The 14,199-nt window shown below is 72.8% G+C and carries 13 protein-coding genes and 1 pseudogene; 1 reads left to right on the top strand and 13 read right to left on the bottom strand.

Annotated elements, in window-relative coordinates; translation table 11 throughout:
• Positions 1 to 7 precede the first annotated feature (7 nt).
• The 13 genes and pseudogenes from ACZ573_RS07580 to ACZ573_RS07520 form a co-directional block, all read right to left on the bottom strand.
• A complete protein-coding gene (locus ACZ573_RS07580; RefSeq protein WP_471300392.1) occupies positions 8 to 544 on the bottom strand; it encodes a phage baseplate assembly protein V in 537 nt (178 codons plus the stop codon).
• Entirely contained in the window at positions 541 to 1,665 is a 1,125-nt protein-coding gene (locus tag ACZ573_RS07575; protein ID WP_471300389.1) for a hypothetical protein, read from the bottom strand. The genes ACZ573_RS07580 and ACZ573_RS07575 overlap by 4 nt, the downstream gene beginning before the upstream one ends.
• Positions 1,662 to 1,988 (bottom strand): hypothetical protein, encoded by a 327-nt coding sequence (locus ACZ573_RS07570; RefSeq protein WP_471300386.1) that lies wholly within the window; start codon positions 1,986 to 1,988, stop codon positions 1,662 to 1,664. Before ACZ573_RS07570 ends, ACZ573_RS07575 begins: the two co-directional genes overlap by 4 nt.
• A gap of 45 nt (positions 1,989 to 2,033) precedes the next feature.
• Entirely contained in the window at positions 2,034 to 2,687 is a 654-nt protein-coding gene (locus ACZ573_RS07565; protein WP_471300383.1) for a hypothetical protein, read from the bottom strand.
• A gap of 33 nt (positions 2,688 to 2,720) precedes the next feature.
• A complete protein-coding gene (locus tag ACZ573_RS07560; RefSeq protein ID WP_471300380.1) occupies positions 2,721 to 3,464 on the bottom strand; it encodes a hypothetical protein in 744 nt (247 codons plus the stop codon).
• Between the two features lie 685 nt (positions 3,465 to 4,149).
• Positions 4,150 to 4,383 (bottom strand): annotated as a pseudogene (locus tag ACZ573_RS07555) (eCIS core domain-containing protein); the annotation flags it as partial.
• A 203-nt stretch (positions 4,384 to 4,586) separates the two neighbouring features.
• Positions 4,587 to 4,838 (bottom strand): hypothetical protein, encoded by a 252-nt coding sequence (locus tag ACZ573_RS07550; RefSeq protein ID WP_471300377.1) that lies wholly within the window; start codon positions 4,836 to 4,838, stop codon positions 4,587 to 4,589.
• A complete protein-coding gene (locus ACZ573_RS07545; RefSeq protein ID WP_471300375.1) occupies positions 4,835 to 6,895 on the bottom strand; it encodes an ATP-binding protein in 2,061 nt (686 codons plus the stop codon). Before ACZ573_RS07545 ends, ACZ573_RS07550 begins: the two co-directional genes overlap by 4 nt.
• Positions 6,892 to 8,088 carry a Pvc16 family protein gene (locus ACZ573_RS07540; protein WP_471300372.1) on the bottom strand — a complete coding sequence of 399 codons (1,197 nt, stop codon included), beginning with the start codon at positions 8,086 to 8,088 and terminating at the stop codon, positions 6,892 to 6,894. The genes ACZ573_RS07545 and ACZ573_RS07540 overlap by 4 nt, the downstream gene beginning before the upstream one ends.
• Entirely contained in the window at positions 8,085 to 9,071 is a 987-nt protein-coding gene (locus ACZ573_RS07535; RefSeq protein WP_471300369.1) for a hypothetical protein, read from the bottom strand. The genes ACZ573_RS07540 and ACZ573_RS07535 overlap by 4 nt, the downstream gene beginning before the upstream one ends.
• The gene (locus tag ACZ573_RS07530; RefSeq protein WP_471300367.1) at positions 9,068 to 9,853 is read right to left on the bottom strand and encodes a hypothetical protein; all 786 of its coding nucleotides are present in this window, start codon (positions 9,851 to 9,853) and stop codon (positions 9,068 to 9,070) included. The genes ACZ573_RS07535 and ACZ573_RS07530 overlap by 4 nt, the downstream gene beginning before the upstream one ends.
• A gap of 4 nt (positions 9,854 to 9,857) precedes the next feature.
• A complete protein-coding gene (locus ACZ573_RS07525) occupies positions 9,858 to 10,382 on the bottom strand; it encodes a phage tail protein (protein ID WP_471300364.1) in 525 nt (174 codons plus the stop codon).
• Positions 10,383 to 10,396: 14 nt separating this feature from the next.
• On the bottom strand, positions 10,397 to 12,139 hold the full coding sequence (locus ACZ573_RS07520; protein WP_471300362.1) for a phage tail sheath family protein: 1,743 nt from the start codon (positions 12,137 to 12,139) through the stop codon (positions 10,397 to 10,399).
• Between ACZ573_RS07520 and ACZ573_RS07515 the strand changes: the two genes are divergently transcribed.
• Positions 12,138 to 14,084: an eCIS core domain-containing protein gene (locus ACZ573_RS07515; protein ID WP_471300359.1), complete on the top strand. Its 1,947-nt coding sequence runs from the start codon at positions 12,138 to 12,140 to the stop codon at positions 14,082 to 14,084. The two genes, ACZ573_RS07520 and ACZ573_RS07515, sit on opposite strands and share 2 nt — an antisense overlap.
• The last annotated feature ends 115 nt before the right edge of the window (positions 14,085 to 14,199 follow it).

Below are 14,199 nucleotides of genomic sequence, written 5' to 3'. Positions count from 1 at the left end.
GTACTCCTCACTGCACCATCAGGGCGCCGTCGTTGACGATGACCTGCTTGCCCATGAGCCTGATGCTGGCCAGACCGGGACCGCAGGACAGCTCGATGCCCTTTTCGTCGATCTTGATGAACGGCCCTGCCGGACCGTGGAGTTGGAGGGTGATACCACCCAGCGGCGCGCTCTGGTCGCTGATCACCAGCGCGTTCTGGCCCGGTGTCGCCAGCACGATCTGCGGGATGCCGGGCGCTGTCATCTTGGCGGCCGGGGGGACCTCGGCCGGGCCGCCCCGCCAGAAGCCCACCCAGACGGGCCGACCCAGGTCGCCGCCCAGGAACTGCACCCACACCCCGGAGCTGAGCGCCGGGACGACGTACACCCCGTTGCCCGTGCCAGCGAGCGGGGAGAGCGGCTGCGCCCAGAAGCTCGGGTCGTTGCCGAGCACTTCGGGCACGCGCACCAGGAGCCGACCGCACTGGGTCGGATCCACGTTGGAGACGACGACGCCCTGGTAGAGGCCGTCCCATCGCTTCGTGGCGGAGGCTGGCACGGTCATGGGATCACCACCGGTGTGTTGGAGACGAGTCCGTCCCGGGTGAGCGTGAAGCTCTGCTTGTACTCCCCGCGCCGGATGTCATGGGTGACACTGCGGACGTAGTACACGCCGTCGTACGCGATTCCGGCGCCGCGGACGCCGACCAGGTGGCGGGCGCTGAGCACATGGCCGTAGCGCAGCACGTCGAGCTTGCCACTACCGGTGACCGCGTCCGCGGAAGCGGAGGTGCGGCTGAGTCCCAGCAGCAGCGCCTCGGGGATCGTGCGGCCGGTCAGGTCGGGCAGCGGCTCCTCGCGCATGGTGATGGCTGGCCGGACGGCGAGGGGCGGGCGGAGCAGGCTGATGTCCGGCACCGGCACCTCGAACGTGATCTTGGTGTTGGGTTCGGTGAGCGGGATCGTGTACTGGGTCCGGCTGAGCCCGTCGTAGCCGAAGGTGAGCGACTCGACGTTGGTGGCCGCCCCGGAGTCGACGGTGAGCGCGGGCTGGAGGAGTCCGGCGCGCACCTCGGGGCCCCAGTAGGCGATGCTGACGCCGGGGGCGGGCCCCGGTTCGAGGAAGAACACGTAACCCGCCTTGGAGGCCAGCGACTTGAGATACTCGCGGTCGGTGGAGGACTGGGCGGGGATCTCCCTCGTGGGGTCCGGCGGGAGGTTGCTGATCACCGTGGGCACGGCGGCCGGGATGATGCCGTACTGGGCGTAGCTCGCGCACACGGCCATCGCCCGCAGGTGGTACGGCAGGCCGGGGTAGCTGCGCTGGACGTGCCGCAGGTCCATCAGGAGCGTGAGGTCCTCGCCGGTCAGGGTGAGCTGCGAAGTGCCGGGCGACGTACCGGGGTTGAGCTCCTGCCGGGTGACCACGCCGTCCATCAGCACGTGCGGGACGCCGCCGACCACCGCGACCACGACCACCCGGGTCTGGGGGTCGAGGGCCCCCGAGGGCAGCAGCACCCGCATCACGGGCGAGCGCTTGGCGACGGCGAAGGTCAGCTGGAAGCCGCTGGCCCCGCCGCTGGAGTTGGTGACCTGGACCGACTGGAGGGCGTCCAGCAGCACGGCCGGCGCGGGCGCGGGCACCATCGCGCCCATGAGCAGCATCAGCCGCAGGTTCGCGCTCATGACGTGGCGGCCCCGGTGACCGGGATGCCGGGGATTCCCGCCGGGAGGGTGATGCGCAGGCGTCGGCCGGGGGTGGCGGTGAGGTCGTCGGGGCGTACCACCCGGTGGGCATCGGCGATCCTCCAGTCCTGGTCCGGGTCGCCGAAGTGCCGGGCGGCGATCAGGTCCAGCCGGTCGCCTCCCACCACGACATGCTCACCGAGCGGTGCGAGCTCGTCGGGCTGCGGCAGGAAGCGGCGGCGCACGTAGGTGACGGTCCGCCCGTCCGGGGCCGTCCAGGTCGCGGTCGCGATCGCGTGGTACCGGCTGGTGGGCTCGAACATCCGCTGCCTTTCGGGGGTTCTCGGGGTCGTGTCCGGGGGCGGGCCTCAGAGCGCGGACAGGCCCACCGCCTCGGGGCCTCCGGTGCCGACGAGGTCGGCGAACCGCTCCTTGGTCTGCTGGTAGCGCAGGTACAGGACGCCCGCCTTGTGCCGGAAGCCGACGTCGTCGACGGTGAGGGTGCGCATGGAGAGCCCCACCTTGGCCCGGATCGGGTTCAGTTCGCCGTCGTACGCCTCCTCGGTGACGGTCAAGTCGACGATGCGCACGGGGACCACCCGCCGGGTGCCGAGCACCAGCACGTTCAGCGGCGCCTCCCTCGGCGCGATCTCGATCATCCCGGCCGAGGCGAGGCTCTCTTCTTCGAGCAGCTGCGCGCTGGTCGGGTACACGGCGCTCTCCAGCGCCGCCAGCGCCCCGAACAGCCCGGTCCGCCCCACCTCCGTGGACCGGCACCCCATCGGGTCGAGCTGGTCGGCCGCATCGAACTCGGCGTCGAGCTTGAACGTCTCCTTCGGCGGCCCCTTGAGCCGCAGCGCCTCCAGCCGCGCCCCCGCCTCGTCCCCGACCCCCTGCGCGGTGAGCGTCCGGGTCACCGTGTCCGGGTTGTACTGGAACGGCACGACACGCAGCACGCGCCCGTGCTCGGGGTCGAGGAACACGATGCCGCCGCGCAGCGCGGCGGGGGTGACGGGGGCCATCGGACGTTCTCCGCTCGGGTCAAAGGGGCGTTGCTACGGTGTCGGCGCCGGCGGTGCGGCGGGCGTGTTCGGGTGCGGCTGTGCCAGGGCTTCGAAGGGCGCGTACCAGACCCGGAAGAGCGTGGTCCACGCCGTGAGCCAGTTGTCGTCGTCGGCGAGCCGGTCCCGCAGCTCGGTCGCGTCGTTGATGGCGTTGGTGGCCAGGTTGGCGAGTTTCTGGAGGTCCTCGCGCGTGTGCCACAGGTCGACCTGCATCCCGGTGCTCGGGTAAATGACGTGGATGAGGTGGGAGACCTTGAGCAGCCGGTCCGCGACATCCTGGCGCTGTTCGGCACGCTTCTTGTAGTTCTCCAGGCGGTCGAGGTCGCCGATGACGTCGGTCAGCCGCGAGGCTGTGAGCGTCGCGCTGCTCAGCAGCCTCAGGCTCGTGTTGCGGATCGCGTCCAAGTCCCCCGAAGCGCCGATGTCCATGAACAGCGGGGTCAGGTCGCGGAGTTCTTCGCTGTACGTGTCCTGCTCGGCCCGGGCGTCGGCGAGCAGTCTGCACGTCTCTTCGACCTTCTGTGTCTCGTCGAGGAGGATGAACGGCCTGCCCTGCCCGGCCTGCTCCGCCTGCCACTGGGTGGCGAGCATCGAGTCGTACACGGCGAAGGGGATCTTGACGAACTCCACCGCCTTGTAGACCTTCAGCAGAGTCGACACAGCCGCGAGGGCCTTGAGGCCGACCGGCAGCCGACCGGCCAGGCGCCCGGCGAGCTTCACCCGGGCGAGCGCCATGCCCCGCACCGATGGAGGCGGGTCGACCAGGACGATCCGCAGCGGGATGCGGCCGAACCGGGCCCCCTTGGCCGCCCCTTCGGCGGCCCCCCCGGAGCAGCGCCTGGTCCGCGGGACTCTTGCTGGAGTAGCCGGGCACCTCGATGTGGATCAGCAGGCGGTCGGGCTTCTGGAGCACCGTCCGGTTCCACGTCCCGACCGGCGTCTTTCCCTCCCACTTCGCGCCCTCCATGGGCATGTTCTTGGCGTCCTCCGGGTGGGCGATCGCGCCCCGGAACATCACGACGGCCTCCGCCACATCGGCCCGTACGCGCTTCTGCAGTGCTCCGATGCTCATGTCGTTCTGCGGCGTCAGACGCTTGATCTGGATCCAGGTGCCGCCGGTGACCCGTTCGAGGACCTCGACCCGCCCGCCCTTGGGGTTCGTCGTCTGCGTGTACTCGGGGGTGCTGCCGCCGAGGACGAGGTCGACGCCCTTCTGCGCCATCTGGGGCCGGTAGGAAGGCGGGTAGTAGAAGGCGCGGGTGTCCTCCTCCAGGATCTGGTGGTCCTCGGAGCGGTGCACCCCGACCCGGGCGCCCACCCGCACCCTTCTGCGCGTCGATGGGTCGCGGGAGAGCAGCGCTGCCTCGGATTCTGCGGCCGCGCCGTGCGCATGGCCGGCGGCGCCGAGGTCCTGCTGGGCGACGTGGGCCAGTTCGTGGGTCAGGAGCCGGGCGCCCGTGGGGATGGTTGGGGCGAACCGGCCGGCGGCGAAGGCGATGTGGTGGCCGACGGTGAAGGCATGGGCGCCCAGGGCTCGGGCGGCGCGGGCCGCCTCGGGGTCGGTGTGGACCCGGACGTGGCTGAAGGCGTGCCAAAAGCGCCGCTCGGCGTCCTCGCGCAGCGCCGCGGGCAGCGGGACACCCGGGCTGCGCACCACGTCCCGGGCCGGCTGCGGCAGTCCGTGCTCGGGTACGGGCCGATCGGCCGACCGGGTCCGCACCCCACTGAAGTCCCGTACCCATGTGCCGGGCCGCCGGAGCTCGTCCGGGCCCGGCCCGGCGGCCCGTCGCAGCGGGCGCTCGGGGGCGTGGGTCGGCGCGGACGGCGTCGCGGCGGTGCTCCGCGGTTCCTTCGTGCTCACCGGCCGACCCCCGTCGGGCAGGTCAGGCCGGCGTGGACGGTTACTGCGAGAGCGTGGCCGAAGGCCGTGGGGTCAGCGGGTGCGGGGACGGTGAGGGGCGTGAGGCGGTGGGTGTGGTGGGGGGTCGTGGGCGGGGTCTGGGTGAGGAGGTCGGTGAGGCGGGAGGTGAGGGCGGCGCGGACGGCCGGGGCATCCGCGGGGTCGACGCCCTCCAGCACGATCCGGCCGATGCGCAGCTCGATCCTCACAGCCCCGCCCCCTTCGGTACCGGGACCGGCCAGGCCAGGTCGTGCTCCGGCACCGGGGTCTCCGTTTTGCGCAGTTCCGCCCGTACGGCTGCCAGGACGGCCGGCATGGCGATGGCGGTGTCCGCAGCAGCCGCCGCGAAGGCGGCGTTGAGGGCGATGTTGCGGATCATGCCGCCGCTGAGCGGCAGGCCGGCCAGCCGGTCCAGGTCCAGCGGCTCGACGGGGGCGCCCTCCGGGAAGGCCCGCGCCCACATCTCGCGGCGCTCCCCGACCCCGGGGAAGGCGAAGGGCACGATGAACCGCAGCCGCCGCAGGAACGCCGTGTCCAGCGCGCGGCGCTGGTTGGTGGCGAGGATCGCCAGCCCGCGGTAGGCCTCCATCTGCTGGAGCAGGTAGCTCACTTCGATGTTGGCGTACCGGTCGTGGGAGTCCTTGACCTCGCTGCGCTTGCCGAACAAGGCGTCCGCCTCGTCGAAGAAGAGGACCGCCCCGCCCGGCTCGGCGGCGTCGAACAGCCGCCGCAGGTTCTTCTCGGTCTCACCGATGTACTTGCTCACCGCGGCCGACAGGTCCACCCGGTACAGGTCGAGTCCCAGGTGCCCGGCCAGCACCTCGGCGGCCATGGTTTTGCCCGTGCCGCTGGCCCCGGTGAACAGGGCGCTGATGCCCAGCCCCCGGCTGATCCGCCCTCCGAAGCCCCACCGGTCGTGCACGGTGGCCCGCTGCGCCACCTGGTCGGCGATCTGCCGGAGCAGGGCCGTCTCCTCATCGGGCAGCACGATGTCCTCCCAGCCGACGCGGGAGTCCAGCCGCTGCGCCAGGGGGCCGAGTCGCGGCCGGGTGCGCACCAGGCAGCCACGCCAGGCCTGTTCGGGGTCTCCGCCGGCCGCGGTGGCCACGTCGTGGATGGCGGAGAGGTCCAGTGTGAACTGGCCGGCCAGCCGGTCCGCGTCCGCGGGCGGCAGGACCGCGCCCCAGGCGGCGGCGCGCTCCAGGGCCGGGGGCGGCGCCACCTCGACGGTCGCCGTCGGCGCGGGTACGTCGGCCCTGGCCTCTCGGGTGGCCACGAAGCGGGGGCCGCCGCTGCGTTCGAGGAACCGGGCGACCTGCCCGGTCCGCTCGGGGAGCTCGCCGGCGGCAGGTGCGTCGTCCGCGTCGAGGTAGAGCGCGAGCGGCGCCAGCCGGGCCTCGCGCTGCCACAGCCGGGCGAGGGCGTCGAGTTCCTCGGCCGAGTCGGGGAGCAGCCCGGCAGGCATCCCGTACAGCAGCAGCCCGAAGTCGGCGGCGCACTGTTCGGCCACCGACCGCTTGCTCTCCCGGTCCGTGCCCAGAAGCTGGATCACCGGCAGGCCCTCGGCCGCGCCGGGCGCCGGGTCGAGCCAGTGGCCGACGGCCTCGTCCACCGCCGAGTGCCGGGCGGCCGGCGGCCGCGGTCGGCCGGGGTCATCGGCCGGGGCGGACCGGAGGGGGGTCAGCAGGGCGTGCAGGCGTACGTCGAGGTGGTCGAGGCCCTTGAGGTGGTGGACGATCCGCTCGTCGGCCCGCAGGAGGCTGGTCACCAGCGGCTGTCCGGGCGCCCGATCGACGTCGACGAGCCGCCAGTAGCGCAGCCCCCGGTACGGGGACAGAACGTCCCAGGCCGGATCGGGGAAGAGGGACAGCGCGAGGGCGAACGTGGGGTGGGCGGCGAGGGGGCTGCCCTGGGCCCTGGCGTACAGCTCGGTGATGCCGGGGTCGAACTCCGGTGCGGCGCACAGCAGCAGGGTGTCACGTTCGAACGGGGAGAGGCCGAGCAGGTCGCCCAGGCCGACGAGCGCGGGCGGGCGGGCGTACGAGGGCGGGGGCACATCCGACGACGGGGGCGGGTCGGCGGTGACGGTGGATGCCGGGGGCCCGTCGGGTGCCGGCGTCGGCTCCGCCTCGCCTTCGGCGGGTGTGCCGGTGATCGCCGCGATGCGCTCGCGCAGGAGGGTGCGCAGCCCGGCGAGGGAGTCGGCCAGGTGACGGTTGTTGTGTTCCTCCCACTCGCCCCGCGCCGACGAGGAATCGGCCCTCATGCCACCACCACCGCTGCATCGGCCGGGAACTCCGGGCGCCCTGCCGCGTCCACGGCGGGCAGGCTCTCCACGTCGTCGACCCGCAGCCGCAGGGCGTGCCGTCCGGGCCGGGCGTCCGGCCAGCGGAACCGCAGCCGGTCCGTCGTGTTCGCGAAGGCGTCAGCGGGTGCCAAAGGCCGGTCCCCCACGATCAGTTGGACCCGCTGTCCCGGATGGACCGGCGGCGCGCAGCGCACCTCCAGCCGTGCCGATCCGCCGACCTCGGCTTCCACCTCCAGCGGCAGCGGTTCGAGCAGGCGCGGCGCTACACCCAACGGCAGGGGCCTGGTGGCCTGCTGGGTGCCGTCGGCCGCGGTGAGCACCACGGCCGCGGACCAGGTGCCCGCGGCCAGGTCCTCGGGGAGTACGAAGCGCGCCTCGGCGGCATCCGCCTCCCGCGCGGGAACGTCCAACGGTCCGCCCAGCAGCGGATGGGTGAGGCGCAGCAGCGCGTCCCCCGTGTCGAACCGGGTCCCGGCGACCGTCAGTTCGTCACCAGGCTGCACAGTCCCGGGAAGCACCGCCGTCAACGCCGGCAGCGGGCCGGCGGTGTTCGCGGCCGCCTCGGGGCCCCGGTCCTGGTCCCCGCGGGCCAGCACGGGAAGGGGTGCCCGGCCGGGCAGCGAGCTGTCGATCAGCACGATGCGCACCTCGTAGGCCACCGAGGTGCGGTACTGGCTCTGGAAGGCGGTCCACAGCTTGGAGATGTCGTCGGTCGACAGGGTGACCGGGGTGATCCGCACCGATTCCGGCTGAAGGTGCAGATTGCTGAAGGGCGCCGCCCGTCTGATCTCCTCCGGCCCCAGCTCGGCGTGGTCGTGCAGCGCGACCATGGCGGCGCCGAGGATCCGGTGGGCCGTGGACTCCTGGGCGTCGCCGCTGGCGTGCGGGGTCAGGAGGTAGTGCAGGACCAGGGGCAGCGCCGGTCGCGCGGTCTCGCCGGGGCGCGTGCCGACGGGGTCGAGGTTGCGCCAGCTCCCGTCGACGGCGGTCCGGTACAGGAAGACGTTGAGGGCGGCGCTGGGCTGGTCTACGGCGACTTCGTCGGGCGGGCGCGCGGTGACCACGGCGCCGGGCACCTGGCTGCCGACGGCGCCCTGGAGGATCGCCCGCAGGGTGTCCGTCACGGCGGCCACGGCGAAGCTGTCGCTCATGACCGCCCCCTGAGGTATTCGTCGAGGCCGAGCCGCGGCTGCCAGCGCGGGGTGCGCGCGGGGGCCGCCGGCTGCGGGGCAGCCCGGACTTCGAGCCGGTCGATGGTGATCCGCACGACCGGCTCGGCGGCCTCGGCCGGTGCCCCGTACCGCCGCGCCGCCGGTCCGGGCGGTCCGCCGGGCAGCCCGGTGCGCACCGGGCGCACGGGGTACCCGGCCGGTGCCGCCGGGAGGACGGGGTGCCCGGGGGCCGGGCGCGCGGCGGACGGCGGGACGGGATCCGGGGCCGCACCGGGTCGCTCCGACAACCCGGCTTCGGACGGAAGTTGACCGGCCGCCACGGGCGCCGGGCCAGCGGGGGGCGAAGGGTGCACAGCGCCCGGCGCCCGGACACCGGAGGCGCCGACGGCAGCGACCCCGGACCCGGCCGTCGGTACGGCTGCCCGCTCGGCGGCGCTCGGTGCGGGGCGCCCCGCGCCCGCTGCCGTACGCCGCGCCTGCGGCGCGTGGCCGGCGGGCGGGGCTGCCCGGTGAGAGGCCGGCGCAGGGTCCCGGACCGGGGATCCTCCGGGGTCTTCCGCGGCTTCGGGCGGGCCGTGGAGCGGGGTTTGCGGGCGCGAGGCCGCCGGGGGCAGCGCGTGGGAAGCCGGGTGCACAGCCTCGTACGGCAGGGCCGGGGCCGTCTCCTCCGCCATCACCGAAAGGGCATCGTCCGGGGTCCGGAGCCGGGTGGCCCCGGGGTCTTCCGCGGCTTCGGGCGGGCCGTGGGGCGGGGTTTGCGGGCGCGAGGCCGCCGGGGGCAGCGCGTGGGAAGCCGGGTGCACAGCCTCGTACGGCAGGGCCGGGGCCGTCTCCTCCGCCATCACCGGAAGGGCATCGTCCGGGGTCCGGAGCCGGGTGGCCCCGGGGTCGAACAGGGTCGGCAGCTGGGGGCGCAGCCGGGGACCCGGCGCGCCCAGCAGCCGGCCCACGAAGTCGCTCATGCGGTCGTCGCCTCCAGGTAGTACTGCCGTCGGACCGGGCTCACTCCGAGGACCTCGCCCTCCGTCCATCCGTAGGCGCGGGCGAGCACGTGCACCTCGTGGAGCAGTCGGCGGGCGTACGCCTCGACCTCGGCCCACACGTATCCGGCGAGGTCGAAGGCCGCCGTCCAGCTGTGGCGGCAGTACGGGCAGGTGAGCGCCACCGCGGTGTCGGCCCCCGGGTCGAGGGCGCCCAGCCGCTCGGCCACCGCTTCGAGGACCGCATCGCTCGGCCCCTCGGGGGCCTGCGGTACGGTGCCCAGCACGCACCGGCCCAGCAGGGCCCGCCGCGCCCCCGGCGCGCCGGAGTCCACGGCCAGCAGGTCTCCCCCGGTCAGGGCGCGGTAGGTCACCTCGCGCCCGTCGACGCGGACTCGGCCGGTCGCGGGTGCCCCGTCGGGCGGGGCGGTGCCGTCGCCGGGCGGGCGCAGTTCGGCGGTGGTGAGGGTGACGTCGAGCTGCTCGGCGCAGTGCGGGCAGTCGGCGGCGCACGGCAGCGCCGTACCGAAGCAGCGTTCGCGCAGGTCGAGCAGGAGGGCGTTGAGGGCGGCCAGGGTGCGTTCGGCGACGGGCTGCATGCCCGCCGGCGGGCCCGGCCGTCCGGTCCCGGCCGGGCCCGGCCCGAGCAGCCCGGGCAGCGCCGCCGCGGCAGCGGCGAGCAGCAGGGCGCGGGCCGGCGGTTCCTGTCCGCTGCCCGTCTCCCAGATGTCCAGGAGCCGGGCTTCGGTCAGTTCGGCCGTCACCGGGTCAGCCCGAGGCCGTGTCGCTGAACTGCGGCAGCTGCGGGGGGTCGGTGCGCTCGCGCACCCAGCCGTGGTGTTCGAGTTTGATGTGTTCGAACGCGACCCCGTTGGCGTTGGCGTCGAGGTCCGGGAGCGCCTGGTACTCCGAGACCCAGCAGTCGTGCACGGCGTACGAGAGCACCTTCTGGCCGCCCTCGTCGAACACGTCGATGATGAGGTCCCGGCGAAAGTTCTTGAGCGAGGTCTCCAGCGATCCGGCGGCGTTGCGGAAGCTCCAGACCGTGTTGGCCCATTCCTCGAAGACGGTGTCGGTGGTGCAGCCGCGTTCCAGCGTGACGGGTTCGTACTCGGTGCGGCCCGGGAGCTTGCTGCTGGTGCCGGGGCTGCCGCCGTCGCGGTGTTTGATCACCTCGGTGGTCCGCTTGAGGCCGCTGACCTTGCTGACCCCGGCGATGTACTCCGTGGACCCGCTGAACTTCACCCGGAACCGGAAATTCTTGAAGGGGTCCCTGCGCGTGATGTCCGGCATCGGACGTCCTCCTGCTAGGTCTGGATCTGGCCGGCGAGCTGCTCGATGTGGATGATCACGAACTCGGCGGGCTTCAGCGGCGCGAAGCCGACCTGGATGTTGACGATGCCCCGGTCGATGTCGTTCTGCGGGTTGTTCTCCCGGTCGCACTTGACGAGGTACGCCTCGTCGGGGGTGCGCCCCTGGAACGCGCCCTCGCGGAACAGGGAGTTCATGAACGCTCCGACGTTCAGCCGGATCGACGACCACAGGGGTTCGTCGTTGGGCTCGAACACCACCCACTGGGTGCCGCGGAACAGGCTCTCCTCCACGAAGAGCGCGAGGCGGCGGACGGGCAGGTACTTCCACTCGTCGGCGAGCCGGTCCGCACCGCGCAGCGTGCGCGCGCCCCAGGCCACCGGCCCCACCAGGGGGAGTTGACGCAGACAGTTGACACCGAGCGGGTTCAGCAGCCCGTTCTCTCGGTCGGTGAGCACCGTGGTGAGCCCGGTGACCCCGGTCAGCGAGGCGTCCGTGCCGGCCGCTGCCTTCCAGACCCCGCGCTGGACATCGGTACGGGCCAGCACGCCGGCCATGACGCCGCAGGGCGGGAAGGGCTTGACCTCGCCGTTCTGGAGAGGGTCGGGGGCCAGGACCTCGGGGAAGTAGAGGGCCGCGTTCTTGGCGGGGTCGCCGGAGAGCACGGGCTGGTTGAGAGCGAGCTCGGCGACCTTGCCGGCGGTCTTGCCCTTCCAGCCGTCCGGCGGATCGACGAGGAGGATCGCGCGCCGCTCGACGCACAGTTGCAGGGCGGCGCTCAGAACGGCGTCCTCTTGAGTGTCCGGCAGACACAGCAGGTTGAAGATGTCCGTCTTGAGGAGCTGGTGCATGCCCTCCTTCTCCGCGGCGCCGTCCGCGCCGCGCCGGCTGCCCAGGTAGTCGGCCACCTCCAGGCTCCCGTCGGCCTTCGCGCCCTGCGGGTGCGTCTTCGTCTCCTCGTAGAGGAACAGCGTCTTGCCCCTCCGGTTGCTGTTGCCGTTGCCCCGGCCTCTGTTGCCACCGCCGTCCCCGGCACCCGCGTCTTCGTCCCCGTCCTGGTCGCCGTCTCCGTGCGCGTCTTCGTGCCTGCCCTCGTCGTCGGATTTCGCCGGTACCTCCGGCGGACCTGCCAGAAGGTCGCCGGACGAGTCCTCCGGAGTGTCGTGCGGGAGCGGTCGCCCTGTTCCGGATGCGAACTCCGCGACCAGCCGTGACCCGCTGAGCACCTTCGCCAGGCTGCGAGGACTCTCCGCCTCGGCACTGACGTTGGTGTAGCGCTCCTGCACACCCGTTGCGGCGTCCCGGACGGTCAGGTTGTACAGATCCTTGTCCTCGTCGCGGATCCCGTCGTGGTCGACGCGGACCCGCAGGCCCTTGGCCCAGATTCCCTTGCTCGCGGCCTCGAGCTCGGGGCGCTGGTCAGCGGCGGTCTTGGGCCTCTTGCCGACCCGGACCGTCACCCTGGGGGCCCTGCCCGGGACGAGCCGGACGATCTCGGCATCGCTGCCGCCGTTCAGGAAGAACTGGTAGACCGCGTAGCTCATCTTGCTGTTCTTGTCGAGCCCGCCGAACTGGGCCTCGTAGTCAGCCCAGCCGGTGATGCGCACGGGCCCGTCGGAGGGGCCGCGGGGGGCCGGGCCGACGAAGGCGGCCACCGACGTCGGAACTCCGGTGATGGTCCGCACCCGGCTCTTGACTTCGTTGATGTAGACGCCGGGGAACGAGACGTTCACAGGCATGGGCAGCCCTCTCTCCAGCTGTCGGCGCGAGGTTCCGGGACGGGAACGGCGGGCGCCCAGCACCGTAGGCACACGGAGCGGCCTGCGTGCGGCCGCCGCACCGCCGACCCTGTTTACCTGCCCCGTATGGCGCACGACGCGCCGGAGGCGCGGCCGCCCCGGAGCTGGAGGCGGGCGGCGGGCGGCGTCCCGCCGACACCCAGGGCGACACCGGCCATCCGACTACGGCGGTGTGCAGATCACCGCCACCGCCGACGGCATGCGCGGGCAAGGTCCCTGCAATGCGGCGGTGACCCGCCCGTCCTATGGTGGCGACAGGCCCCCTGCGATCACAATCACGGCAGGGCGCCCCAGGAGGTGCCCGATGCCCTCGTTCAGCCATGTTCACCGGTCCTCGGCCTCCCCAGCAGGGGCCACCGACAGGCTGCCCTGCGTCACACGCAGCCTGCCCGTCACCACACCTGGCGACACTCTGGAGCAGGCGGCGGGTGTGCTGGCCGACCGTGCCCTGACGGCGCCGGACCGGGCGGCCGCTTTCACCGCCACCGGTGTCACGGCGATGACGGCGCAGGCCGGCCCCGGCGCGGAGCTCAGCGCTCCGGACACAGGAGTGGTCCCCGCGTCCGGAGGTCGGCAGCTGACCCTCCCGGTGCGGACGGAGTGGCAGCGGGCCTTCCGGCACGACTTCAGCGGCGTACGGGTGCACAGTGGACCTGAGGCGGCCGCCATGGCGGACCTACTCGGGGCCCGCGCATACAGTTTCGGGCGGAATGTCGTCCTGGGCCGGGGGGAATCCCTGCAAGGCCACGCGGGTCGCCGCCTCCTGGCGCACGAGCTGGCGCACGTCGTCCAGTACGACGCCACCGGCCGTGCCGTCATCGCACGCCAGGAGGGAGCGGCACGGGACAGGAGGACCGACGCCGAGGTTCGCAGCGAACTCGAGAAGCGGATGGGGAAGAGTTTCGATCAGCTTGTCCTGGGTCTCGGCCGGGGCCCGATCGACCCGGGCAGCGTTTCGCCGCGTGCGCTGGAGCGGGAGCTGGAGGCAAATGGCACTCTGCCGCGCGTGAGGATGGACACCCAGGAACCCGTCGTGCTCGACGAAGTCCTCGTCAGGCACGAGTATCAGGAGAACCGCTTCGTCACCGTGCCCAGGATCGGCCGCCAGTCCCAGGTCGACGCAGAGAAGGAGGCCGGTCAACAGGCCGTTCGTGACACCTTCGTCTCCAACACTGCCGGGGCGCTGCGTGCTACAAAGACGGGTGCCGCTTCGGCGGGCCTGGTACAGCCGGCTCCCGAGGTTCGCACCGCGCAGACCCGCTTCGTCCGCGTCGCGAACCCCGAGCTGGTCGCCCGCTACGAGCGGCTCGCCAACCAACGCCTTCCGACTGTGATCGACCAGACCCTGGCCGCGGAACGGGCCACCCCCGGGCGGGCCCGCCTGACGCAGCTCGGCACCCAGTTCGACGCCCTGCGGGCAGAGGTCGGCAATGCCCCCGCCTTGACTTCGCAGCAGAGGGCCCGGGCGATGGGCATCCTGCGCGAGGCCCGTGTCCTCGCGCGCGAGGACTTCAGCAGCCTCCAGGGCAAGGCGATGAGGCGGCTGCGAGCCGACGCCGATCTCCAGGCGATCGAAGGCGAGCTCGTAGCCGCCGGTGACGCCCGGCTCAACCCGACCGGCACGCTCCAGATCAGGGTCCGTCGCGCCAACGGCACGGAAGGCTTCGAACCGCTGAACCTCGAACACCGGGTCCGGCTTTCGGACAACCCATGGCTGGCGAAGGGGAACCGGAACATCCTCCTGACCGATGCACCCCAGAACCAGGAGTACTTGGAAGCGCTGCGCAAGCAGGGATCGGTCTGGCCGACCGGCGAGGTGGAAACGTTCGTTGTCCGGCACAAGCTCAACGACGAGGGTGTCGACTTCGCTCCGGGATCCCGGTGATGGGCGACGTGGCTCGGCGACCCGTACCACCGGCGGCGGTGACGTACAGGGAGTCTCACTTGAGACCCAGGGCCAGGGGGCTACCGGCCCCCTTCGGAAGGCGTGTCGACTTCCG

The organism is Streptomyces sp. NPDC040545 (assembly GCF_055595065.1).
Note: the sequence above shows the minus strand (reverse complement) of the source record. Positions and strands in the feature narration are given on the sequence as shown.